At 57.0% G+C, this 24,648-nt stretch carries 22 protein-coding genes; 9 read left to right on the top strand and 13 right to left on the bottom strand.

Features of this window, described 5'->3' with window-relative positions; translation table 11 throughout:
• From AC6I8C_RS17325 to glpD, 7 genes are all read right to left on the bottom strand, one after another.
• Window positions 1–960, bottom strand: a complete 960-nt coding sequence (locus AC6I8C_RS17325; protein ID WP_497823137.1) for an AEC family transporter — start codon at window positions 958–960, stop codon at window positions 1–3.
• 130 nt (window positions 961–1,090) lie between these two features.
• Window positions 1,091–1,891, bottom strand: coding sequence for a biotin-independent malonate decarboxylase subunit gamma (gene mdcE, locus AC6I8C_RS17320; RefSeq protein WP_497823136.1), 801 nt, complete (start codon window positions 1,889–1,891; stop codon window positions 1,091–1,093).
• Window positions 1,891–2,724, bottom strand: coding sequence for a biotin-independent malonate decarboxylase subunit beta (locus AC6I8C_RS17315; RefSeq protein ID WP_497823135.1), 834 nt, complete (start codon window positions 2,722–2,724; stop codon window positions 1,891–1,893). Before AC6I8C_RS17315 ends, mdcE begins: the two co-directional genes overlap by 1 nt.
• Window positions 2,717–3,016, bottom strand: coding sequence for a malonate decarboxylase acyl carrier protein (gene mdcC / locus AC6I8C_RS17310; RefSeq protein WP_033734248.1), 300 nt, complete (start codon window positions 3,014–3,016; stop codon window positions 2,717–2,719). The genes AC6I8C_RS17315 and mdcC overlap by 8 nt, the downstream gene beginning before the upstream one ends.
• An 8-nt stretch (window positions 3,017–3,024) precedes the next feature.
• Window positions 3,025–3,885, bottom strand: coding sequence for a triphosphoribosyl-dephospho-CoA synthase (locus AC6I8C_RS17305; protein ID WP_497823134.1), 861 nt, complete (start codon window positions 3,883–3,885; stop codon window positions 3,025–3,027).
• A complete protein-coding gene (gene mdcA / locus AC6I8C_RS17300; RefSeq protein WP_497823133.1) occupies window positions 3,885–5,540 on the bottom strand; it encodes a malonate decarboxylase subunit alpha in 1,656 nt (551 codons plus the stop codon). Before mdcA ends, AC6I8C_RS17305 begins: the two co-directional genes overlap by 1 nt.
• A 376-nt stretch (window positions 5,541–5,916) precedes the next feature.
• Entirely contained in the window at window positions 5,917–7,422 is a 1,506-nt protein-coding gene (glpD, locus tag AC6I8C_RS17295; RefSeq protein ID WP_497823132.1) for a glycerol-3-phosphate dehydrogenase, read from the bottom strand.
• 230 nt (window positions 7,423–7,652) lie between these two features.
• Here glpD and glpE point away from each other — a divergent pair, with 230 nt between their 5' ends.
• From glpE to malQ, 5 genes are all read left to right on the top strand, one after another.
• A complete protein-coding gene (gene glpE, locus AC6I8C_RS17290; RefSeq protein ID WP_049788879.1) occupies window positions 7,653–7,979 on the top strand; it encodes a thiosulfate sulfurtransferase GlpE in 327 nt (108 codons plus the stop codon).
• Window positions 7,980–8,008: 29 nt separating this feature from the next.
• Entirely contained in the window at window positions 8,009–8,830 is an 822-nt protein-coding gene (glpG, locus tag AC6I8C_RS17285; RefSeq protein ID WP_013359304.1) for a rhomboid family intramembrane serine protease GlpG, read from the top strand.
• 32 nt (window positions 8,831–8,862) lie between these two features.
• Window positions 8,863–9,621 (top strand): DeoR/GlpR family transcriptional regulator, encoded by a 759-nt coding sequence (locus AC6I8C_RS17280; RefSeq protein ID WP_013359303.1) that lies wholly within the window; start codon window positions 8,863–8,865, stop codon window positions 9,619–9,621.
• Between the two features lie 155 nt (window positions 9,622–9,776).
• Window positions 9,777–12,182, top strand: a complete 2,406-nt coding sequence (malP, locus tag AC6I8C_RS17275; RefSeq protein ID WP_497823131.1) for a maltodextrin phosphorylase — start codon at window positions 9,777–9,779, stop codon at window positions 12,180–12,182.
• A 9-nt stretch (window positions 12,183–12,191) separates the two neighbouring features.
• Entirely contained in the window at window positions 12,192–14,273 is a 2,082-nt protein-coding gene (gene malQ, locus AC6I8C_RS17270) for a 4-alpha-glucanotransferase (RefSeq protein ID WP_497823130.1), read from the top strand.
• A gap of 35 nt (window positions 14,274–14,308) precedes the next feature.
• Here the strand turns inward: malQ and nfuA are convergent, their stop codons facing one another.
• Together nfuA and gntX are read right to left on the bottom strand one after the other, a co-directional pair.
• On the bottom strand, window positions 14,309–14,884 hold the full coding sequence (gene nfuA / locus AC6I8C_RS17265; protein ID WP_161733698.1) for a Fe-S biogenesis protein NfuA: 576 nt from the start codon (window positions 14,882–14,884) through the stop codon (window positions 14,309–14,311).
• Window positions 14,885–14,942: 58 nt separating this feature from the next.
• Window positions 14,943–15,623 carry a DNA utilization protein GntX gene (gntX, locus tag AC6I8C_RS17260; protein ID WP_497823129.1) on the bottom strand — a complete coding sequence of 227 codons (681 nt, stop codon included), beginning with the start codon at window positions 15,621–15,623 and terminating at the stop codon, window positions 14,943–14,945.
• A 34-nt stretch (window positions 15,624–15,657) separates the two neighbouring features.
• Between gntX and bioH the strand changes: the two genes are divergently transcribed.
• Window positions 15,658–16,434, top strand: a complete 777-nt coding sequence (gene bioH, locus AC6I8C_RS17255; RefSeq protein WP_497823128.1) for a pimeloyl-ACP methyl ester esterase BioH — start codon at window positions 15,658–15,660, stop codon at window positions 16,432–16,434.
• A 170-nt stretch (window positions 16,435–16,604) separates the two neighbouring features.
• Window positions 16,605–16,874: a YdgH/BhsA/McbA-like domain containing protein gene (locus AC6I8C_RS17250; RefSeq protein WP_003853019.1), complete on the top strand. Its 270-nt coding sequence runs from the start codon at window positions 16,605–16,607 to the stop codon at window positions 16,872–16,874.
• Here the strand turns inward: AC6I8C_RS17250 and AC6I8C_RS17245 are convergent, their stop codons facing one another.
• The 4 genes from AC6I8C_RS17245 to yjbE form a co-directional block, all read right to left on the bottom strand.
• Window positions 16,875–18,560, bottom strand: coding sequence for a sugar phosphorylase (locus AC6I8C_RS17245; protein ID WP_497823127.1), 1,686 nt, complete (start codon window positions 18,558–18,560; stop codon window positions 16,875–16,877). It lies immediately after the preceding gene.
• A gap of 128 nt (window positions 18,561–18,688) precedes the next feature.
• Window positions 18,689–21,016 carry a Tex family protein gene (locus AC6I8C_RS17240; RefSeq protein WP_497823126.1) on the bottom strand — a complete coding sequence of 776 codons (2,328 nt, stop codon included), beginning with the start codon at window positions 21,014–21,016 and terminating at the stop codon, window positions 18,689–18,691.
• A gap of 103 nt (window positions 21,017–21,119) precedes the next feature.
• Window positions 21,120–21,593: a transcription elongation factor GreB gene (greB, locus tag AC6I8C_RS17235; RefSeq protein ID WP_013359296.1), complete on the bottom strand. Its 474-nt coding sequence runs from the start codon at window positions 21,591–21,593 to the stop codon at window positions 21,120–21,122.
• A gap of 179 nt (window positions 21,594–21,772) precedes the next feature.
• Entirely contained in the window at window positions 21,773–22,021 is a 249-nt protein-coding gene (gene yjbE / locus AC6I8C_RS17230) for an exopolysaccharide production protein YjbE (RefSeq protein ID WP_013359295.1), read from the bottom strand.
• A gap of 535 nt (window positions 22,022–22,556) precedes the next feature.
• On the opposite strand from yjbE, the gene ompR reads away from it, so the two are divergent.
• Both ompR and envZ read left to right on the top strand, forming a co-directional pair.
• The gene (gene ompR, locus AC6I8C_RS17225) at window positions 22,557–23,276 is read left to right on the top strand and encodes an osmolarity response regulator transcription factor OmpR (RefSeq protein ID WP_003853014.1); all 720 of its coding nucleotides are present in this window, start codon (window positions 22,557–22,559) and stop codon (window positions 23,274–23,276) included.
• Window positions 23,273–24,640: a two-component system sensor histidine kinase EnvZ gene (gene envZ, locus AC6I8C_RS17220; RefSeq protein ID WP_013359293.1), complete on the top strand. Its 1,368-nt coding sequence runs from the start codon at window positions 23,273–23,275 to the stop codon at window positions 24,638–24,640. Before ompR ends, envZ begins: the two co-directional genes overlap by 4 nt.
• Window positions 24,641–24,648: the final 8 nt, after the last annotated feature.

Genomic DNA, 24,648 nt, shown 5'->3' with positions numbered 1-24,648 from the left:
TTACATTCCTGAAGTCAGCGTGATGAACAGCGGTAACGATAAAATACACAGAATTGAGCTTAACAGCAGCACGGCTTCAGCATCGGGTGACTGCACGCCAAAGCGGTTGCCGAACACCACGCCGAAGAAACCGGCCGACAGCGCAATCATCAGGATAGCGGTGATGGCCACTGAACCGTTAAGCCCCAGCGCCAGAACCAGACCCCAGGCGATAAAGGGCTGAATCAGCAGCTTAGCCACAGTACCGACGCCGACGACGGCGTTGAGTTTCAGCTGACGCGCAGAGAGGATGACACCCGTCAGGAACAATGCAGCCGCGGTGGCAGCCAGGCCCAGCGGTTTGATCGCGGCCAGCACCAGATCCGGCATTTTAATGCCCAGCGCTGACAGCACCACACCAATCAACGGTCCCATCACGATAGGTTTTTTTACTGAACGCCACATCAGGATCGGCAGCATTTTCAGCGTTGAACCGTGTTCGGTACCTGCGGCAAACGCCTTTTCACGTTCCAGGATCAGCAGGCACAGCGGGGTGAGCAGCACTGAACCACAGGCAATCGACACCGCGACAGAGAGGGAGGTGGCCGCATTTTCACCCAGCACGCTGGCCAGAATGGGCAGTCCCAGTGCGGCGTAGTTAGGCAGCGCCACGGTCAGCGTCAGAACGGCCGCATCCTGCGGTGACTTTTTGAACACTTTGGTCGCAAGAAAATAGACGGTGCCATAGGTAATCCACATTGCACCGGTGATCACCACAATCAGCGGCCACTGCGCCACAATGCCTGGCCACGGTGTCTGAACTGTGGCGCTGAACAGCGCGGCGGGCAGTGCAAAATCCATCACGAAGATATTAAGCAGAGAGACATCTTTGTTGTTGACCATTCCGGCCTTACCGGCCCAGAAACCCAGCAGCATAATGACAAAGATCGGAGCAAGGGCATGAACAATTATATAAATCATAAATCACCTGTATTTAAGAAAAATTCTTTAAAAAACAGCGATGTTTATAATTCTGAACACGGCCACTGCTCCGGGGCGCAATTAGCGATGCGCCCCGTCAGACCGGTTTCGGCAGGTTTTTTTTAGTTAATTACCAGGCCGCGCGCATACGTTCGCGAACCAGGGAGGAGCTGTGACGATTGGAGGCACCGAGGCGGCTTTTCAGGCTCGGATCCTGGCGTGCGTCGCTGATCGCCTTGTGCAGCGCAATCTCAACCATCGCCACATCAGCGTCAGACGGCGCATCAGGATTGCCCACGTTCAGCAGATCGGAGAGCAGGCCCAGCGTGGCGAAGTTATTTACGTCGTAAGCCATCGGTGGAATGGTCGCAGCCAGTTTTTCCAGCGCTTCCACGGAACGCAGCGTAATACGCGCCGCCGATGCTTTGCCCATGGCATGCACCAGCACACCCTGATCGTTAAGCGCAATCAGTCGGTTAGCCTGATAGCCGTGTGCCAGAAACGCACCGGACATCGCTTTGCCGACAATCAGGCCTATCACCGGATGACCATCAAGGCGTGCGTTGGCATAGGCACCCGCCGCACCTGCCAGCGCCTGATGAATACCAAATGCCTCTTCGCGGCGGCCATAGGCCTGACTTGGCACATCGATCACCGCCACAATCGGGCGTTTCACGGCACTGTTTTTGTCTGCTTCCCGTGTTTCATTCACCACTTTCGCCAGCGTCCAGCCTTCCAGCAGACCGACTTCACCCTGCGCGGCGCGCGGATAGTGGTTCTGTGCATCGGGCACGACGGCGATAAAGCGGACGTTTTCGCCATTGAGCTGGCCGTCAGCCACCTGAACAGAGGCACACAGGCCGCTAAGACGCTGTGCATTGGGTGCGAGTTTTTCCAGCCAGGTTGCACCGCGGCTGCTTGTCTGAGTCATTATTTCTCCTCCCGGGCGAAAAGCTGTTTAATCTGCGCGGTATCCGCCTGCTGGCGGGTATCAAACTGCGACAGACGTGACAGGAAATCGGCATAGTTATCGCTGCGGTTCCGGGCCGGAACGCCTTTAGCAATGAACTCATTCATGGCGGTTTTCACCGCGTTGATGCCGTCACTCACCAGTGCATCGACCAGGCCGCTGGCGTAGCGGATTTCGCCGCCGGTCATGCTCCAGATAAACGGGCGATCGCGCGAGTCATACTCTTCAATGCCTGCTTCCTGCTCGATCACCTGCGGACCGTTCAGCCCCAGACGGGCTTCGCGCGTGACAATCAGGTAGCTGCACAGCGCGGCAGCGATAGACATTCCGCCGAAGCAGCCAACGGTGCCGCTGATGATGCCGATAACCGGGGTGTAGCGACGCAGATCGACAATCGCTGCGTGAATATCCGCAATCGCCGCCAGGCCGAGATTCGCTTCCTGTAAGCGCACGCCACCGGTCTCCAGGCAAAGCACCGCCTGAGTCGGAATGCCGTTGCGATTGTCTTCCGCCGCCAGCTCCAGCGCTGCCGCCATCTTCGCCCCGGAGACTTCGCCCATGCTGCCGCCCTGGAAGGTGCCTTCGATGGCAACCACCACGGCAGGCTGACCGTTCAGGGTGCCGCGCGCGACCACCATGCCGTCTTCTGACTGAGGTACCACGCCCTGCGGGGCCAGCCATGGCGACATAATGCCTTCAAACGGATCAAGCAGTTCGCGGTAGCTGCCTGCATCCAGCAGCGCATGGGCGCGTTCACGGGCCCGTAATTCAATAAAACTGGCATCGTTACGCATGGCTCACCTCTTCAAAAACCTGTTCAATACGGATACGCGCTACGCCGGGTGTCGCGCCGAAATCGTGAATAATCAGCTCTCCGGCGGGCAGGCCGTTAATTAAGTTCAGGCGGTCAAACAGCGCCTTCCAGCGAGCGTCGCTGTTATCCAGTGAGGTGGTGATATCGATGTTGAGTGTCTGGCCTTCAGTTGCGGTGTACAGCACTTCCATATCACCGGAACCAACGACCCCGGCCAGCGCTCTGCCATTGAGCAGGCGGTTAGCAGGTAAAGATAATGTGATGTGTTCCATAATGGCCTCTAAAAATAAGAATGTTCAGGTGAACAGACCCGATCAATAAACAGCGTCGCGGCCAGCAAATCGGCGGCCCCGCCAGGCGAAGCATTGAGCACCAGCATGCGCCGGTCGAGCTGCGACAGCGCCACCTGACCCGCGGCTGTGCGGCAGCCTCCCGCCAGCAGTACGGCGCGTGCGCCCTGCTGCATGGCGTTCAGTCCGTTCATACCCGCACGCGACAGCACGCAGGTATCGCTGAGCGAGGTCATGATCGCCATCAGCGCATCAAGACGGGCTTCACTTTCACTGGCACCCACCGCCCGGCTGGTCAGCAGCTGTGGCAGCGCCAGCTTCATCACGTGAGGAAACGCCTGTTGCGCCTCTTCGCGTGCGCCGGGCACCTGATAGCGGTGCGTCGCTTTTAACCCTTTGCTGAACAGCTTTGGCGCAGCCCGGTCGGGCAGGCTGGCCAGTGCGGCGGCGGTGCGGGTCAGCTGGTCGGCACTGGCAGCACCGCCGTGCATGGCCGCGGCACTCACCAGCAAGCCCAGCGCCCAGATCGCGCCACGATGGGTGTTAACGCCGCCGGTTGCCGCCATCATCTGCTGCTCACCGTCGCGGCCCAGGCGGCCTACCGTTTCGCGCAGGGCGATATCAGCGGGACGCAGCCAGCTGTGACGGGCCAGCGCCAGAAAGGCTGGCATCAGGCTGTGAGCGGAACGCTCCATCAGCGCCAGCGTCAGATCCTGATGCGCGCCGTTTCCCCGACTGTCGACCAGACCCGGCTTAGGGCTCAGGCGTGCTTCATCGATCAGACAATCGCGCGCCATCGTCGCCAGCTGGCTGGACTGCGCCTCGGTTTGAGTCTGCGACAGAAGTTTCATTACCAGCTCCGGAATTTAGCAGGTGGGTTATAAAGACCACCCGACCATTCCACCAGGTCAGAGACGCTGCTTGCGGCGAGCAGTGAGCGGGTCGCATCTGAACGACGAATGCCCATATCTTCCGGGTAGACCACTTTGCCGCTTTTACGCAGGAATGCGACGCGTGCCGCATCCACACCCAGACCGATGTCGGTAATGCCCGCAACGGCAGCGACCATAGCGCGACGCTCTTCAAGACTTTCTGCGCGATAGAGATAGGCAATACCCTCTTCGGTCAGCACGTGGGTGACGTCATCGCCATAGATCATCACCGGTGCCAGCGGCATACCGGTCGATTTCGCCACTTCAACGGCATCAAGCGTTTCAACAAAGGTCGGTTTGGCACCGGCCTGGAAGGTTTCCACCATCTGAACCACCAGTTTTTTACCGCGCTGCATCGGGTCCGGTTCGGTGATCATATTGAGCCATGCAGGCGTGGCATGACGTCGGCCGTGCGGATCGTGGCCCATGTTAGGCGCACCGCCGAACCCGGAAAGACGACCGCGGGTTACGGTTGAGGAGTTTGCCAGGCCATCGACCTGCAGGGTGGCGCCGATAAACATATCGACCGCATACTGACCTGCCAGCTGACAGAAGGCGCGGTTAGAGCGCATAGAGCCGTCGCTGCCGGTGAAGAAGATATCGGGACGGGCGCGAATGTACTCTTCCATGCCCAGTTCGCCACCGAAGCAGTGCACGCTTTCAACCCAGCCGCTCTCAATCGCCGGGATCAGCGTCGGATGCGGGTTAAGGGTCCAGTGCTTACAGATTTTGCCTTTCAGGCCGAGTTGTTCGCCGTAGGTGGGCAGCAGCAGTTCGATCGCGGCGGTGTTAAAACCGATACCGTGGTTAAGTGACTGCACCTGATGTTCGGCGTAAATGCCTTTAATGGCCATCATCGCCATCAGGATATGTTCCTGCTTAATCAGGCGCGGATCGCGGGTAAACAGCGGTTCGATAAAGAAAGGTTTATCGGCTACGACGATATAATCGATCCAGGAGCCGGGAATATCGACGCGGGGCAGGTCGGTCTCGTCATCGACCAGTTCATTGACCTGGGCAATCACGATACCGTCACGGAACGCGGCGGCTTCCACCAGGGCAGGCGTATCTTCCGTACTCGGGCCGGTGTAAAGGTTGCCTTTGCGGTCAGCTTTGTAACCGGCAATCAGTGCCACATTCGGGCTGAGATCAACATAGAGGCGGGAATAGAGTTCGATATAGGTATGGATAGCGCCAATTTCCAGCTGACCGTCTTCTAACAACTGAGAAATACGTAGACTTTGCGGACCTGAAAAAGAGAAGTCGAGTTTACGCGCAATGCCTTTTTCAAAAATATCGAGATGCTCACTGCGGCCGACGCTCGGCATAATCATATGCAGGTCGTGTACTATCGCCGGATTAACCTCAGCCAGGGTACGTGATAAAAAATCGGCCTGCTTCTGGTTATTCCCTTCCAGTACCACCCGGTCGCCCGGTGCAATCAGTTTTTCAAATGCTTCTACAGCTCTTTCAGTAGGAATGACTTTGCCATCAACAGGGAAGGATGCCAGACGACGCGCTTTTTCACTGCGGCGCGTGTTCCATTCCCGGGCAGGCGTTTGGCCTGTGTTCATTTCAACCTCCTGATTAAAATAACGGTTGTTTCGTTTTTACTGAGGAAAGTTTGTGCTTTCTGATGACGTCGTTCAATTAAGCAAAAAGCCTGAACGTTATATTTACAGTAACAATGGGATGTGAACGTTTTGATATACGAAGCAGAAAGAGTTGAGTTTAGGCGCTGACTAAAAATGTGATCGCATAAACGGATTTCTGTATAAAGAATGGTGTGAGCCTGGCATTTTGAATAAAAAGTTCGTCGTACAAAAATAAACTCTGCTACACGCTGAAAAGCGCAACCTGTCGGATCAGCACCCGGATTCACCGACCCGCTATCGCAGACATAAAAAAAGCAGGCCGAAGCCTGCTTTCTGATTCTTTAGTTAGGACAGTTTATGATGCCAGCGACAGGGCGGGTTTAGCTTTCGCTGCCAGCCACTCGGTGACTCGCGCCTGCTGCTCTTTGGTCAGCCACATACCCTGTTTGGTACGACGCCAGATAGCATCATCCAGTTCACGCACCCACTCATGCTGCACCAGGTAGCGCAGTTCCGCTTCGTAGAACTCGTGTCCGAAGTTCTCACCCAGGTCATCCAGACTTTTCGCGCCAGCCAGCAGGGTTTCCGTGCTGCTGCCATAAGTGCGCGAGAAGTGACGCGCCATATTTTCGCTGATGAACGGATAACGACGACGCAGGCTGGCTGCATAATCTTCACGGGTGCCGGAGATATTGCCGCCCGGTAACACGCAGTTTTTGGTCCAGGCCGGACCGGCGTTCGGGTAGTACTTCACCAGTTTTTCCAGCGCATGTTCTGCCAGCTTACGATAGGTGGTCAGCTTGCCGCCGAATACGGAAAGCAGCGGTGCCTGACCATTATCGTCGCGCACGTCCAGCGTGTAATCACGGGTGATCGCCTGAGGTGAATCGGATTCATCATCACACAGCGGACGTACACCAGAGTAAGACCAGACGATATCGTCAGCGGTCAGCTGCTTTTTAAAGTGTCCGTTGAACACTTTCAGCAGGTATTCGGTCTCGTTGTCGTCGATATTGACGTTTTTCGGATCGCCTTTGTACTCCACATCGGTGGTGCCGATGATTGAGAACTCATCCATCCACGGGATGACAAACACGATACGGTTATCTTCGTTCTGCAGAATATAAGCCTGCTTCTCGGTATGAACGCGCGGCACCACGATGTGGCTGCCTTTGATCAGGCGGATACCGTAAGGCGATTTCAGCTTCAGGCTGTCATCAAACAGCTGCTTAACCCACGGACCAGCGGCGTTGACCAGGCCTTTCGCCTGCCAGGTAAAGGTTTTGCCGGTATCGACATCTTCCGCTTCAACCTTCCACAAGCCACCTTCACGCCAGGCACGGGTTACACGGGTGCGGGTACGGACTTCACCGCCACGCTTCACCACTTCCTGCGCATTCAGTACTACCATGCGGGCATCATCGACCCAGCAGTCAGAATATTCGAATCCGCGCGTAATTTCCGGCTTCAGGGCCGAATCCGCGCCAAACCGCAGACTTTTACTACCTGGCAGACTGGTACGCTTGCCAAGATGGTCATACATAAACAGACCGGTACGGATCATCCACGCCGGACGCAAGTGCGGACGGTGCGGCAGGCGGAAGCGCATCGGGAACGCCAGATGCGGGGCCATCTTCAGCAGGACTTCGCGCTCGGCCAGTGCTTCACTGACCAGACGGAATTCGTAATGTTCAAGGTAGCGCAGGCCGCCGTGAATCAGTTTTGAACTGGCAGAGGAGGTCGCGCAAGCCAGATCCCGCGCCTCCAGCATTAACACCGACAGTCCGCGTCCTGCAGCATCTGCTGCAATGCCGGCACCGTTGATGCCGCCGCCGATCACGATCAGGTCTTTGGTTTCCACGTCATCTCCTCCGATGTTCGGAATAGTTCTCTAATGTTCGTTTTCGAGCATAATCATAATCGCAAACCAACATTTACGCCAGTCTTTAACCGGGTAAAAACATTTTTGCGTGATATAGCTAACATTCTGCCCACCAAAAAAACAGATAGCCGTAACGATTGTCAGGTTATCGGCGTGGATTCTCGGGTTACACTACGCACCATTACGACGACGCTGTTATGAGAGATTCCATGGAAATGTTCGAATGTATTAACGTGCAGCAGGCGCAGGCGCATCTGGCTGAGGGTGCATTGCTGGTGGATATCCGCGATCCGCAAAGTTATGCCCTGGGTCATGCGGCAGGCGCGCTTCATCTGACCAACACCAACCTCAGCGACTTTGTCAGCGGCGCAGACCACAGCCTGCCGGTGCTGGTAATGTGCTATCACGGCAACAGCAGCAAAAGCGCGGCGCAATATCTGCTGGGACAGGGTTTCAGCGCGGCCTACAGCATTGATGGCGGCTTTGATGCCTGGCGTGCCGCCTTTCCTCAGCAGGTTGCCCTCGGCAGTGAATAAATTGCCGCCCGTCACATGGAGAGTTACTGATGCGCATTACCCAGTTTAATCAGCCGCGCATGGCGCAGGCGTTTGTGGACTACATGGCGACGCAGGGCATCACGCTGCGCATCGAGCATGAAAATCACTACGTCATCATGCTGGATGACGAGAGCAAGATCTCAGTGGTTGAAAACGAACTTCAGCAGTTTTTGCACGACCCTAACCATCCGCGCTATCAGGCTGCCAGCTGGCACAGCGGCAAGACCGACAGCGGCCTGCGCTATGAGCGCAGCAACATCTGGGCGAACATCCGCGAGCGGGCCGGTCCGCTGACCATGTCCCTGATGGTGCTCTGTATTGCCGTGTTTATTCTGATGCAGGTGATGGGCGATCAGACTGTGATGGCCTGGCTCTCCTGGCCGGATGCCGACCAGCATCTGCAGGTCTGGCGCTGGTTCAGCCATGCGCTGCTGCACTTTTCACTGCTGCACATCCTGTTTAATCTGATGTGGTGGTGGTATCTCGGCGGCGCGGTTGAGAAGCGCCTTGGCAGCGGCAAACTGTTCGTGATAATGCTGATTTCGGCGCTGCTCAGCGGCTGGCTGCAGGCGAAGTTCAGCGGCATCTGGTTTGGCGGTCTGTCTGGCGTGGTGTATGCGCTGATGGGTTACTGCTGGCTGCGCGGCGAGCGCGATCCTGACAGCGGCGTCTATCTTGAAAGGGGATTGATCGGATTTGCGCTGGTCTGGCTGGTGATTGGCTGGTTCGGCGTCTTTGGTCTGGCTATTGCCAACGCGGCGCACGTCGCCGGTCTGGTCGTCGGGCTGGCGATGGCGCTGGTGGATACGCGTCACGTCACGCGTCGTTAGACAGGATATAAGCGGGTTAACAGGAGAGGAACGTGAAGCAGACGCAACGTCATGATGCGATTATCGATTTAGTCCGTCGTCAGGGATATGTCAGTACTGAGGAGCTGGTGGATCACTTTGAGGTCAGCCCGCAAACCATTCGTCGCGATCTCAACGATCTGGCCGATCAGAATAAAATTCAGCGTCACCACGGCGGCGCGGCGCTTCCTTCCAGCTCTGAGAATACCGCCTGGCACGATCGTAAAATGATGTGGTCAGCGGAAAAAGCGCGGATTGCGCAGCGCGTTGCCAGCCAGATCCCGGATGGCGCCACGCTGTTTATCGACATCGGCACCACGCCGGAAGCGGTGGCGCACGCGCTGCTCAACCATAGCGATTTACGTGTGGTGACCAACAATCTTAACGTGGCGATGCTGTTGATGGGCAAACCCGACTTCCGGGTGATCATCGCAGGCGGTGAAGTACGGACCCGCGATGGGGCGGTAATGGGTGAAGCGACGCTCGACTTTATTTCCCAGTTCCGGCTCGATTACGGCATCCTGGGGATCAGCGGCATCGATATGGATGGATCGCTGCTGGAGTTCGACTATCACGAAGTCCGCACCAAGCGCGCCATCATTGAAAATTCACGCTGCGTGATGCTGGTGGTGGATCACTCGAAGTTTGGCCGTAACGCCATGGTTAACCTTGGCAATATGAGTCTGCTGGACTATCTCTACACCGACAAAATGCCACCCGCCAGCGTCATGAAAGTGATTGAGCAGCATGAGGTTCACCTCGAACTCTGCTGATTCCTGCCACGCCAGCCGCCCGGCTGGCGTTTTTCTTTGATTGCTGTCGCTTTTTTCCTCACTCACGTCTTTACTTAACGGTTGCTGGCACCCGGTTGCCAGCCCGTGCGCTTTCTATTTTTGCTTCACCTCATTGCGTAACAGAAGGGAGTGATATGCCGCAGCAAAAATTTAATAAAGCCCGTTTTAACGCCGCATTGACCCGCCAGTGGCAGCAGTTAAGTCTCCTCTCCGCACAACAGATGACCCCGCACCAGGCGTGGCAGGCGGTGAGTGCGGTGCTGGCAGAACTGCTGGCCGCACAACCGGCACCGCGTCCAGCGGTGCAGCAGCGGCATGTTAATTATCTGTCGATGGAGTTTCTGATTGGTCGTCTGACCGGCAACAATCTGCTGAATCTCGGCTGGTATGACGAGGTTAAGGCGGCGCTGGCTGAGCAGCAGCTCGATTTAACCGAACTGCTGGAGCAGGAGGTCGATCCGGCGCTCGGCAACGGCGGGCTTGGACGACTGGCCGCCTGCTACATGGATTCAATGGCAACGGTAGGGCAGTCCGCCACCGGCCACGGACTGAATTACCAGTACGGCCTGTTCCGCCAGTCTTTTGACGAGGGTAAGCAGATTGAAGCGCCCGATGACTGGCAGCGCGAGCGCTATCCCTGGTTCCGTCACAATGCGGCGCTGGATGTTGACGTCGCGATGGGCGGCCGGGTAGAAAAGCTGGAAAACGGTGGTGTACGCTGGCATCCCGATTTTACGCTGCGCGGCGAGGCCTGGGATTTGCCGGTTACCGGCTATCGCAACGGCGTGACGCTGCCGCTGCGCCTGTGGCAGGCAGTGAGCGCGCATCCCTTTGATCTTACCGCCTTTAACGACGGCCAGTTCCTGCAGGCGGAGCAGCCCGGCATCGAAGCGGCAAAGCTCACCAAAGTACTCTATCCCAATGACAACCATCAGGCTGGCAAGCGGCTGCGCCTGATGCAGCAATATTTCCAGTGTGCCTGTGCGGTGGCGGATATCCTGCGGCGTCACCATCTGGCGGGGCGTAGTATTCACAGCCTGCCGGATTTCGAAGTGATCCAGCTCAATGATACCCATCCGACCATTGCCATTCCGGAGATGCTGCGTGTGCTGCTGGATGAGCATCAGTTGAGCTGGGATGAGGCATGGCAGATCACCAGCCGGTTGTTTGCTTATACCAACCACACGCTGATGCCGGAGGCGCTGGAGCGCTGGGATGAGAAGCTGATGCGCAGCCTGTTGCCGCGCCATATGCTGATTATCAAAGAGATTAATCAGCGGCTGAAAAAGCAGGTGAAGCAGCGCTGGCCGGATGACAAAGCGATGTGGCACAAGCTGGCGGTGGTGGCTGACGGCCAGGTGCGGATGGCGAATCTGTGCGTGGTCAGCGGCTTTGCGGTCAACGGCGTGGCGGCGCTGCATTCCCGTCTGGTGGTCAGCGATCTCTTCCCTGAATATCACCAGCTCTGGCCGCAAAAATTCCATAACGTCACCAATGGCATTACGCCGCGTCGCTGGCTGAAGCAGTGCAATCCGGCGCTGGCCGGGCTGATTGATGAGACGCTGAAAACGGAGTGGGCCAATAACCTTGATGCGTTGATGGGTCTGGAGGTTTATGCCGACGATCAGGCGTTTCGTCAGCGCTATCGCAGCATCAAACAGCAGAACAAAGCGCAGCTTACAGAGTATATTGCGCGGCACACCGGCGTCATCGTGAATCCGGCTGCGCTGTTCGATGTGCAGATCAAGCGACTGCATGAGTACAAGCGGCAGCATCTCAGCCTGCTGCATATCCTCTACTGCTATCAGACGCTCTGTAATAACCCGGAAGATGTCACTTTTACGCTACGGGTATTCCTGTTCGGGGCTAAGGCCGCGCCGGGTTACTACCTCGCCAAAAATATCATCTACGCCATTAACAAAGTGGCAGAGGTGGTGAACAACGATCCGCGGGTTGGCGACAGACTCAAAGTGGTGTTTATCCCCGACTACCGTATCACCGTGGCCGAGCAGATGATCCCGGCAGCCGATCTTTCTGAGCAGATCTCCACCGCCGGTTATGAAGCCTCTGGCACCGGCAACATGAAGCTGGCGCTGAACGGTGCGCTGACGATTGGCACGCTGGATGGGGCTAATGTCGAAATTGCCGAACAGGTGGGCGAGGAGAACATCTTTATCTTCGGCCACACCGTGGATGAGGTGAAGGCGCTCAAGGCGAAAGGCTACAACCCGAAAAAGGTGCGTAAGCAGAACAAGCCGCTGGACGATTTACTGAAATCGCTGGAGAAGGGCAAATTCAGCGACGGGGATAAGCACGCCTTTGACCTGATGCTGGAAAGCCTGACCAAACACGGCGATCCCTGGCTGGTGCTGGCCGATTTCCAGGCCTATATCGAGGCGCAGCAACGGGTTGAAGCGCTATGGCGTGACCCCGAAGGCTGGACCCGCGCCGCCATCCTCAATACGGCACGAACCGGCATGTTCAGTTCGGACCGTTCCATTCGTGACTATCAGCAACGTATCTGGCAGGCACCGCGCTAAGGAGCAGCAATGAAGCAAAATTCACTCGATCAGGCCGCCCGTGCCGCAGGCATTTCACTGGATTACATCGACGTCAACGGCAGGAAAGAGGCCGTCAGCGATGAGACCAAACGCGCACTGCTGGCGGTGATGGCCGAACCGCAGAAGGCCAGTAAATCACCGCTGCCGCCAGTCGCGGTGTTCAGCGGCAGCAGTAAGCGACAGCTGACGCCACAGGGCAGTGGCACTTACCGCTGGCAGTTGCAAACCGAAAAGGGCAAACAGCACAGCGGCGAGTTAACCGCCGGTGAGCCTTTTACGCTGCCGGGACCGCTGACCCAGGGTTATCACCAGCTGACGCTCACTAAAGGAAAGAAAAGCTGGCAGACGCAGATTATTGTCGCGCCGCGGCGCTGCTATCTGCCTCCGGCGCTGGAAGCCGGAGAAAAACGCTGGGGTGCACTGGTTCAGCTTTATACCGTGCGCTCTGAACAGAACTGGGGCATCGGCGACTTCGGCGATCTCGATCAACTGCTGGTACAGCTGGCTGAGCGCGGCGGCGATTTCGTCGGGCTGAATCCGCTGCATGCGCTCTATCCCGCCAGCGCCGGTTTTGCCAGCCCGTATAGCCCGTCATCGCGCCGCTGGCTGAACGTAATTTATATCGACGTCAGTCAGGTGACCGATTTTCAGCAAAGCGCGGCGGCGCAGAAGTGGTGGAAAAGCGCGAAAACACAGAAGGCGCTGACCAAAGCGCGTGAGGCGGAGCAGGTCGACTACGAAGCCGTGATGGCGCTGAAGCTGGCGGCGCTGCGCCATGCCTGGACACACTTTCAGGCGCGTGACAGCCAGAGCGAAGAGCCTCTCTCCTTTGCTGCTTTTGTGCGTGACGGCGGTGACAGCCTGCGCTATCAGGCTGCCTACGATGGCATACAGCTGGAGCGGCAGGCAGACAAGTCGCAGCAGGGCGGCTGGCCTGCCTGGCCAGAGGCGTGGCGCAACAGTCAGTCGCCGGAAGTGCAGCAGTGGTGTGAACAGCATGAAGAGGAGATCGCCTTCTGGCAGTGGCTGCAATGGCTGGCGCAGCAGCAGTTCTCAGGCTGCTGGGCGCACAGTCAGGCGCTGGGCATGAGCGTCGGTCTCTACCGTGACCTGGCGGTGGGCGTGGCGGAAGGTAGTGCGGAGACCTGGCACGACCCGGAGCTTTATCGCCTCAAGGCCTCGGTGGGCGCACCGCCTGACCGTCTGGGACCGCTGGGACAAAACTGGGGCTTACCGCCGATGGATCCGCATGTGATGCAGGCGCGCGCCTATCAGCCATTTATCGACATGCTGCGCGCCAATATGCGTGACTGTGGCGCGCTGCGTATCGACCATGTGATGTCGCTGCTGCGCCTGTGGTGGGTGCCAGCCGGAGAGACGGCGGATAAAGGTGCTTATGTGGCCTATCCGGTCAACGATCTGCTGGCTATTCTGGCGCTGGAGAGCCACCGGCTGCGCTGTATGGTGATTGGCGAAGACCTCGGCACCGTGCCTCAGGAGATCGTCAGCCTGCTGCGTAAAAGCGGCGTCTTTTCATGGAAGGTGCTGTGGTTTGAGCAGGAGAAAGATGAACGCTATCGCGCGCCAGAAGACTACCCGCGTCAGTCTATCGCCAGCGCCAGTACCCATGATCTGCCGACGCTGACCGGCTTCTGGGAGCAGGGCGATTTGGAACTGGGTGAGAAGCTGGGCCTTTATCCGGGCGATGCGGTGAAAGCGTTACATGAGCAGCGTGCCGCACAGAAGCAGGCGCTGCTGGATGCGCTGCATCAGGCGGGTGCCTTACCGGCTCGCAGCCAGAAGAAGGCGGAGAAGCTGGCTATGACGCCTGCGCTGAACCGGGCGATCCATCGCTTCCTGGCGGATACCGACAGTGCGCTGCTGGGGCTACAACCGGAGGACTGGCTCGGCATGACCACGCCGGTTAACGTGCCGGGTACGGTGGATCAGTACCCTAACTGGCGACGCAAGCTGAGCAAAACGCTGGAGGAGATCTTTGCGGACAAGGAAGTGAATGCATTGCTGAAGGTCGTGAGTCAGCAGCGTCAGTCAGGAAAGAAAGAGAATTAAGAAGGGCGCGGCAGCCGGGCTGCCGCGCTTTATCATCAGTAGAACGAGTGTTCGCCGCGCTGATGCTCGGTAATATCGCGCACGCCTTTCAGTTCCGGGAAGGCGGCCAGCAGCTCTTTCTCAATACCATCTTTCAGAGTCACGTCGATCATTGAACAGCCGTTACAGCCGCCGCCAAACTGCAGAATGGCGTAGCCCTCATCGGTAATCTCCATCAGCGACACGCGACCGCCGTGGCCAGCCAGCTGTGGGTTGATCTGCGCCTGCAGCAGATACTCAACGCGCTCAACCATGGGCGCATCATCAGAGACTTTACGCATTTTGGCATTCGGCGCTTTCAGCGTCAGCTGTGAGCCGAGATTATCCGTTACGAAGTCGATTTCCGCATCTTCCAGATACGGTTTGCTCAGCTCATCAATATACGCTGAGAGCTTTTCGAACTTCAGTTCGGTGTCAGTCGCTTCAACTGCATCGGGCGGACAGTAAGAGACGCCACATTCTGCTGTTGGCGTACCCGGGTTAATCACGAATACGCGAATCTGGGTGCCATCTTCTTGTTTGGATAGCAGTTTAGAAAAATGTTCCTGGGCAGAGTCAGTAATTCGGATCATGTCGATTGCTCAATAGTTGACTAATTTAGTTGGTTATAATACGCCCATCAATGACGCTCTACAAGGTACGGCACAGGCACCAGACCTGCACGCTGGCGGCACCCTGCGCCAGTAACAGACGACTGATTTCATCTACGGTACTGCCGGTCGTAATGACGTCATCCAGCAGGGCGATATGGCGTCCCTGCACCGCCATTTCAAGGCGGAAGGCACCGCGTAAATTGGTGCGGCGCTGCCGGGCGCTGAGCTGATGCTGTAGTGCGCCCCTTCGCCTGCGGGAAACACCTTCACGCCATTCACATCCCAGCCAGTGCGCCAGCGGAGCGGCCAGCAGTACCGTCTGATTGAAGCCGCGCTGCCAGCGTCGCCGCCGGTGCAGCGGAACCGGCAGCAGCAGATCGGGACGCGGCACCTTGCCACGCCGGTAAACATTCAGCCAGCTTAGCAAAAGCAGCCGCGCCAGCATCACCCTGAGTGCGGTTATGTGAGAAAACTTCAGCTGATTAACCCACTGGCTGAACGGCGGACAGTAGTCATTGACGCAGACCAGCGCCTGCCAGGCGGGCGGTTTAAGCTGGCAGCGGCCACAGGCGACCTCTGCTGAGCCAGCCGGCAATCCGCAGCGCGGGCAGAGCAATGGCAACGGCGGTAATCCGCGCAGGCATAAACTGCAGATGCCGTGCCGGGCTATCCGTAACGGCATCCGGCATAGCCAACACAGGGCGGGCATTGCTAGCATAGCGACCTCCTTATCAATTTCGGGATAGTAACTGATGATGTCGCTCTATTGGCACACCTGCGGGGAAGGAAAACGCGATCTTGTGCTGCTGCACGGATGGGGACTGAACGCCGAAGTCTGGCAAAGCATTATTCCGCGACTCAGCCCGCACTATCGCCTGCATCTGGTCGATCTGCCGGGTTATGGCCGCAGTCAGAATGTTGGCGCGCTGACGCTGGCGCAGATGGCAGAAGAGATACTGCCTTTGCTGCCACCGCAGGCGATTGTCGTGGGCTGGTCGCTGGGCGGACTGGTAGCAACGCAGCTGGCGCTGACAGCGCCAGAAAAGCTGGCTGCACTGATTACCGTGGCGTCGTCGCCCTGTTTCACCGCCACAGAGCGCTGGCCCGGCATTAAACCGGAGACGCTGCAGAACTTTCAGCAGATGCTCAGCAACGATTTTCAGCGCACGGTGGAGCGCTTTCTGGCGCTGCAGACGCTGGGCACCGAAACCGCGCGTGCCGATGCGCGACAGCTGAAAGAGGTGGTGCTGTCACAACCGATGCCGGAGGTGGCGGTACTGGATGGCGGTCTGGAGATTCTGCGCCAGGTCGATATGCGCGACGCGCTACCGCAGATCAGGCTGCCGTTCCTGCGACTCTACGGGGCGCTGGATGGACTGGTACCGCGCCGGATAGCCGCTGAGATAGATGAAATGTTGCCAGATTCGCCTTCGGTGGTTATCGAAAAAGCAGCGCATGCACCTTTTATTTCCCATCCTGACAACTTCTGTCAGCATATTGTTAACTTTATCAGTAATTTACCAGGATAGTGCTGCTTTATATTGGCAAAATCGCTGACAGCAGCAATACTTCTCTCTGTGAGCAAGGCCGCTGCAATTTTATGTGATTAGTCACGGAAATGACTATGCCGTTCCATACTGCCTTACGCGTTTAGCGGCTGCTTACATCTCACAATGGATCATGAATGAGGGTAAACATAATGAAGGTTTTTAAATGGGTTGTGGCTTCAATGATGATGGGCGCGATTTCATTTTCTGCGATGGCAGCGAAAGAAGTCACCAAAGAAGAAGTTAAGACAATGAACCTGCAGAAGATTGGCACCGTTAACACCACGGCGGAAACTACCTCGCCAATGGATGCTAAAAAAGTGCTGTCTAAGCTCGCTGACGAAAAAGGCGGTAAATATTACCTGGTGATCGCCGGTCGCGAACACGGTAAATTCAGCGCCACCGCTGAAGTCTACAAGTAATTAACGTAGCCACATGAACTGCCAGGCATCCAGCTTAACCGGCTGGGTGCCATCAATTTTCTCTCCGCTCACCACATCCTGCAACGTATGCGCCATCGGCAGCTGCGTCATCACTGACCGTCCACTGAGATTAAACACGCACAGCAGTCCGTCGCCGCTCTCCGGCTGATGACGGCTGAGCACCAGCACGGCATTTTCGCTGTCATACAGCGTCATCGGATTATCGGGATGGAATGCAGGCTGGCGACGACGCAGCTGTATCAACTGGCCGAGCCGGGTATAAATCTGCTGCCGCAGCCAGTCACCGCCCGCCAGCGCCGCTTCAATCTGCTGCAAATCATACTTCTGACGGTTAATCGCTCGGTTGTGTCCGGCGGCCCGCACGCCATCATAATGGTTACGACCGCCCAGAATGCTCTGGATATAGATGGCAGGCACGCCAGGAAAGACCAGCAGAATCGCATGGGCCAGCAAAAAGCGTTTCAGTCGCGTGGCGTCATCGTCAGCCTCGCTATTTAACGCATCCAGATAGGTGACGTTGATTTCATAGGGGCTGGTGGTGCCGTCGGGGTTATTTTTATAGGAGACGAGCGCGCCTTCCAGTGCCAGATCGCGCACCAGCGCCACAATCTCCACTTCAGACAAAATGCCGCGCGCCGGATTCAGCCCGATGCCATCGTGTGACGCCAGAAAGTTGAAGAAGGTGGTGTCGTTGCTGCTGAGATCCAGCGAACTGGCCCACTGCCGCAGCGCGCGCGCCGATCCGGTATGAATGGCATGCAGGACCAGCGGCGGCAGTGAAAACTGATAGACCATCTGCGCCTCATCGTGGCCGTTGCCCAGATAACTGATGTTGTCCTGATGCGGCACGTTGGTCTCGGTGATAATCACCGTGCCGGGCGCGACATGGTCGGCAATGGCGCGAAACAGCTTCACCAGCTGATGGGTTTTTTCCAGATGAATACAGCGCGTGCCGGGCGTTTTCCACATATAGCCGACCGCATCGAGACGTACATAGTCAGCGCCACGGATCAGGTAGTCGAGCAGCACGTTAACCATGCGCAGCAACACCTCAGGATTGGCAAAGTTAAGGTCGATCTGGTCGGCGCTGAAGGTGGTCCAGATAAAGCGGGTATCGCCATCGGCCATCTTAAACGGCGTCAGCAGCGGCGAAGTGCGCGGTCGCGTGACGGCACTGAGATCGGTAGCGGGCGGCATGCTGATAAAGAAATCGTCCCAGCCAGGATCCTGCGCCAGAAAGTGGCGGAACCAGGCGCTCTGCGACGACATGTGGTTGCAGACGAAGTCAAACATCAGACGGGTTTCCTGATGCAGGCGCGCAATGTCCTGCCAGTCGCCGCACTGCGGATCGACCTGATGGTAATCAATCACCGAAAATCCATCATCGGACGACCAGGGGAAAAAGGGCAGCAGGTGAACCAGCGGAAATGTGGATTGCAGATGCTGCTGGTAGAAACGGGAGAAGGTGCTGAGTGTGGGTTTACCGGCTTCACGAAACTGATCGGCGTAGGTGATCAGCACCACATCCTGTTCATCCCAGTGTGCCTTACGGGGCAGCTTAATCGCCTCGCGGGCGGTAGCGATGTCAGCCTGCAGGCGCGCAAAGGTCGCCTCCGGGAATGTGCCAGCATAAATCTTCTCAATCAGATCGGTGATCGTTTCCATTGTGAATTGGGTGCCACAGCAGGTGTTGTTTTTATGACAGGCGTCTTTTCAGCGTAGCGCGATGGCGGGGATTTTCAACCGGGGAGAAGGGTGAGAAAGGGGGGCCAGATGATGGCCCCCTGAAAAGCTTAGCGTTTTTTACCGAATGCCGCGGCCAGTGCATCACCCATCGCGCTGTTACCCGCAGATGTGCTGACCGGACGTGGACGGCCTTTACCGGCGGCCGGACGTTTCTCTTCGCGCGGGGCGGCATTCTTTGCGCCGCCACGTGCATTGCCTTCGCCTGGCTGCTCATCAAGACGCATGGTCAGGGCAATACGTTTACGCTGGAGATCGACTTCCATCACTTTCACTTTGACGATATCACCCGCTTTTACCACCTGATGTGGATCTTCCACAAAGCGGTCTGAAAGCGACGAGATATGGACCAGGCCATCCTGATGCACGCCGATATCCACAAACGCACCGAAGTTAGTGACGTTGGTGACGGCACCTTCGAGGATCATGCCTGGCGTCAGATCGTTCAGCGTTTCCACGCCTTCCGCGAACTGCGCGGTTTTGAACTCAGGACGGGGATCGCGGCCCGGCTTCTCCAGCTCTTTCATGATGTCGGTAACAGTCGGCAGACCAAAACGTTCATCAATGAAATCGCGGGCGCTGAGGTTACGCAGGCTGCCCGCGTTGCCCATCAGATCGCTCAGTGCCTGCTCGGTGGCGGCCAGAATACGCTCCACGACCGGGTAGGCTTCCGGGTGGACGGTCGAGGCATCCAGCGGGTTATCGCCGTGGTTGATGCGCAGGAAGCCCGCACACTGCTCAAAGGCTTTTGGCCCAAGACGGCTCACTTTCAGCAGCTGCTGGCGATTCTGGAAGCGGCCGTTCTCATCACGCCAGCCGACAATGTTCTGCGCCATCATGCGCGTCAGGCCCGCGACGCGGGTCAGCAGCGGCACCGAGGCGGTGTTAAGGTCAACGCCGACGGCATTTACGCAATCCTCTACTACGGCGTCGAGTTTCTTTGCCAGCTGGCTCTGACTGACGTCATGCTGATACTGACCGACACCGATCGATTTCGGGTCTATTTTCACCAGCTCAGCCAGTGGATCCTGCAGACGGCGGGCAATCGACACCGCGCCGCGCAGCGAAACATCAAGATCCGGAAATTCCAGCGCCGCCAGTTCAGAGGCAGAGTAGACCGATGCGCCAGCTTCACTGACAATCACTTTCTGTGCCGTGACCTGTGGAAACTGCTGCTGCAGATCCAGGAAGAAGCGCTCTGTTTCACGGGAAGCGGTGCCGTTGCCAATTGCCACCAGCTCGACCTGATGCTTAATGCAGAGCGCGGCAACAGCGGCAGCCGCTTTGGCGGTCTGTCCGGTGTGTGGATAAACGGTATCGGTCGCCACGAGTTTACCGGTGGCATCGACCACAGCGACTTTAACGCCGGTACGCAGGCCGGGATCCAGCCCCATGGTGGCACGCATCCCCGCCGGCGCTGCCATCAGCAGGTCGTGCAGGTTGCGGGCAAAAACGTTGATCGCTTCATCTTCTGCACGCTCACGCACCGTACCCATCAGTTCGGTTTCCAGATGCAGCATCACCTTGATGCGCCACGTCCAGCTCACGACGGCTTTACGCCAGCTATCGGCAGGGGCGTTATTCAGGCGCAGATTCAGGTGCTCAGCAATCAGGGTTTCGCCGTGGCTTTCACGCGGTGCTTCATCAAACTGCGGATCGGCATTCAGCGAGAGTTGCAGCACGCCTTCGTTGCGGCCACGCAGCATCGCCAGCGCACGGTGCGACGGCACGGTGCTCAGCGCTTCATGATGATCAAAGTAGTCACGGAACTTCGCGCCCGCTTCCTCTTTGCCTTCCACTACGCGTGAGACCAGGTGGGCATTTTTCCACAGGTAGTTACGCACTTTGGCCAGCAGCGCGGCATCCTCGGCGAAACGCTCCATCAGAATGTAGCGGGCACCATCCAGCGCAGCACGGACGTCGGCGACGCCTTTGTCAGCATCGACATACTGCTCAGCCAGCTGCTCCGGGATGTGCGACGGATCCTGCCACAGTGTGTCCGCCAGCGGTTCCAGACCGGCTTCAATCGCGATCTGTCCACGCGTGCGGCGTTTCTGTTTGTAGGGCAGGTAGAGGTCTTCAAGCTCGGTTTTGCTGAGGGTGGTATTGATGGCGTGGGCGAGGTCGTCAGTCAGTTTTCCCTGATCGTCAATCGACTTCAGAATCGACTGGCGTCGCTCTTCAAGTTCACGCAGATAGCTGAGGCGGGTTTCCAGCTGGCGGAGTTGGGTATCATCCAGGCCGCCGGTGACCTCTTTACGATAGCGTGCGATAAACGGCACGGTATTCCCTTCATCTAACAGGCGAACGGCAGCGTCAACCTGCTCTGGTCGCGCCTGTAGCTCACTGGCAATTATCTGGCTCAGAACTTTCATCATCAGGACTGTCTTGCTTTCCGGGTTGAGAAATAGCCGACAGTTATACGGATTGATGGTCAAAATTGCCAGAGACGCGGGCGGCTTTCAGCGATAATCTGAATCGTTATTGCGGGTAGTCAATCGCGTTGACATACCACAGTGCCGGACCCAGTGGCGTCTCAACGGTGGCGGCATCGCCGACCTCTTTTTTCAGCAGCGCCCGCGCCATCGGCGAGTCGATAGAGATGTAATCTTTGCGGCCAAAAATCTCATCGTAGCCCACAATGCGGAAGCGTTTGAGGTCGCCCTCATCGTTCTCAATTTCCACCCAGGCACCAAAGAAGACTTTGCCATCCTGCTGGGGGGAATAGTCAACAATACGCAGCTGTTCAAGACTTTTGGTCAGGTAGCGAACGCGGCGGTCAATTTCACGCAGCCGTTTTTTGTTGTACTGATAATCGGCATTTTCACTGCGATCGCCAAGACTGGCAGCCCAGGTGACTTTTTTCGTCACTTCCGGTCGCTCTTCACGCCATAAATAGTCGAGTTCCGCTTTCAGCTTATCGAAGCCTTCGCGGGTAATAAGTCGGGTTTTCATGCTATACCGGCCACAGTGATCTCAGGAGCGACAGTGTAAGGCAAAGAGGGCGCGGCAAAAAAGAGTCGGGGAAAGGGTTTTTAAAGGCTAAAAACCCACGTTGATTTCCCCGGCGGCGAAAGGGTTGGTGCTGTGATTCAAAATCAAACCAGTAATCTGAAGCCAGTAGATGCTTAAACTTATTTTCCGGCGTGAGTCGCCGTGGTGGTCGAGGTGCCGGTGCTGTGACCGTCACCACCGCCGCCGCCCATGGTGGCCAGCGCAACGCCCAGCAGGGCTGCGACTGCACCCACACCGATGGCGTCAGAGTTACCTTTTGCAGTCGTTGTCGCTGCTGCACCGGCGGCTTCACCGGTTGCTGTGGCAGCATAACCTGGGCTGACGCTGCCTAATGCCAGCGCGCTCAGCAGTAAAATTGTTTTTTTCATTGTGTATTCCCCGTTGAGACATCGAATGTTGCCAGAGCAGTCTGGTTCAAAACGAGAGGGGCGAAAAGTTGGCTTTACTGATTGATTTAAAGGGCTTTAATTTAAACTGGCCTTGCTGAGAGGGCCGCTGAAACTAATCCGAGAGGAGCGTGGGGCGTTAGGCAGGTTTACTGGAATATTATGCTGCCGCTTCGCTGTTGAGGTAGATTATCTGGAGCTTATCTACAATGATGGCTGATCATTAAGTCAAATTATCTGCTAACTCACTGAATTGATTCATTGATTAAAAACTGGCTCGCTTCTGACGCCAGCGATACAGAGAAACAGGGCCTTTTTTTCAGATTTGCCGTATCAGGGGCCGGGCAGGGGCAAATGGGTTAAAACAGGCCCGAAATCATCTTAATTCAAATATAAGCTCCTGTTTAATATGCTTTGTAACAATTTTGGCTAGAATATAAACCATTAATGACTGTCACTATAAGGCATCTTTTTTTAACAATGTTGGCTCAGGCAATAGCGCCTTTGGGAGTTGAAAATGCAAGAGAACTACAAAATTCTGGTCGTCGATGATGATATGCGTCTGCGTGCACTGCTTGAACGCTATCTCACCGAGCAGGGCTTTCAGGTGCGCAGTGTCGCTAATGCCGAGCAGATGGATCGTCTGTTAACCCGTGAATCCTTTCATCTGATGGTGCTCGATCTGATGTTGCCGGGCGAAGATGGCCTCTCTATCTGCCGTCGTCTGCGCAGTCAGAGCAACCCGATGCCCATTATCATGGTGACCGCCAAGGGCGAAGAGGTGGACCGTATCGTGGGGCTGGAGATCGGCGCTGACGACTACATTCCCAAGCCTTTCAACCCGCGTGAGCTGCTGGCGCGTATCCGCGCGGTGCTGCGCCGTCAGGCCAACGAACTGCCAGGCGCACCGTCGCAGGAAGAGGCGATTATCGCCTTCGGTAAATTCAAACTTAACCTCGGCACCCGCGAGATGTTCCGTGAAGATGAGCCGATGCCGCTGACCAGCGGTGAGTTTGCCGTGCTGAAAGCGCTGGTCAGCCACCCGCGTGAGCCGCTGTCCCGTGACAAACTGATGAACCTGGCGCGTGGCCGTGAATACAGTGCCATGGAACGTTCGATCGATGTCCAGATCTCCCGCCTGCGTCGCATGGTGGAAGAGGATCCTGCGCATCCGCGTTATATTCAGACCGTCTGGGGTCTGGGCTACGTCTTTGTGCCGGACGGCAGTAAAGCATGAAGCGACTGCGCTTCTCGCCACGGAGTTCGTTTGCCCGCACCCTGCTGCTGATCGTTACCCTGCTGTTCGTCAGCCTGGTCACGACCTATCTGGTGGTGCTGAACTTCGCCATTCTTCCCAGCCTGCAACAGTTCAATAAGGTGCTCGCTTACGAAGTTCGTATGCTGATGACCGACCGGTTGCAGCTGGAAGATGGCACGCAGCTGGAAGTGCCCCCGGCGTTTCGCCGGGAAATCTACCGCGAACTGGGGATCTCGCTCTACACCAATGCAGCAGCAGAGGAGAGCGGATTGCGCTGGGCGCAGCATTATGAATTCCTGAGCGAGCAGATGGGGCAGCAGCTCGGCGGTCCGACCGATGTCCGGGTTGAGGTGAACAAAAACTCGCCGGTAGTCTGGCTGAAAACCTGGCTGTCGCCCGACATCTGGGTGCGGGTGCCACTGACAGAGATTCATCAGGGCGACTTCTCACCGCTGTTCCGCTATACCCTGGCGATTATGCTGCTGGCGATTGGCGGTGCCTGGCTGTTTATCCGCATCCAGAACCGACCGCTGGTGGATCTGGAGCACGCCGCTCTGCAGGTGGGACGCGGGATTATTCCGCCGCCGCTGCGTGAGTATGGCGCGTCAGAAGTGCGATCGGTAACGCGTGCCTTTAATCAGATGGCGGCCGGGGTGAAGCAGCTGGCGGATGACCGCACGCTGTTAATGGCGGGCGTCAGCCACGATTTGCGTACGCCGCTGACCCGTATTCGTCTCGCCACCGAGATGATGAGCGAGCAGGATGGCTATCTGGCCGAATCGATTAATAAAGATATCGAAGAGTGCAACGCCATCATCGAACAGTTCATCGACTACCTGCGCACCGGTCAGGAGATGCAGACCGAGCGCGCCGACCTCAACAGCGTGCTGGGTGAGGTAGTTGCGGCGGAAAGTGGCTACGAGCGTGAAATCGAAAATGCGGTGATGCCGGAAGAGTTAATGCTGGATATCAACCCGCTGTCGATTAAGCGCGCGCTGGCTAACCTGGTGGTCAACGCCGCACGCTACGGCAATGGCTGGATCAAGGTCAGCAGCGGACGGGAACTGCATCGCGCCTGGTTCCAGGTGGAAGATGATGGCCCTGGCATCAAGCCGGATCAGCTGGCGCATCTGTTCCAGCCGTTTGTGCGGGGCGACAGCGCCCGCAGCACCAGCGGAACCGGTCTCGGTCTGGCAATTGTACAGCGGATTATCGATGCCCATCAGGGCTCGCTGGAGATTGGCGAAAGCGAACGCGGCGGGTTACGTATTCGTGCCTGGTTGCCGTTAGTGGAAACGATGGCGCTGAGCCACAACAATGGCAGCAACAGCATCTCAAACTGATAAACGCG

The organism is Pantoea sp. X-Soil-YNGN-844, assembly GCF_059730595.1.
Note: the sequence above shows the minus strand (reverse complement) of the source record. Positions and strands in the feature narration are given on the sequence as shown.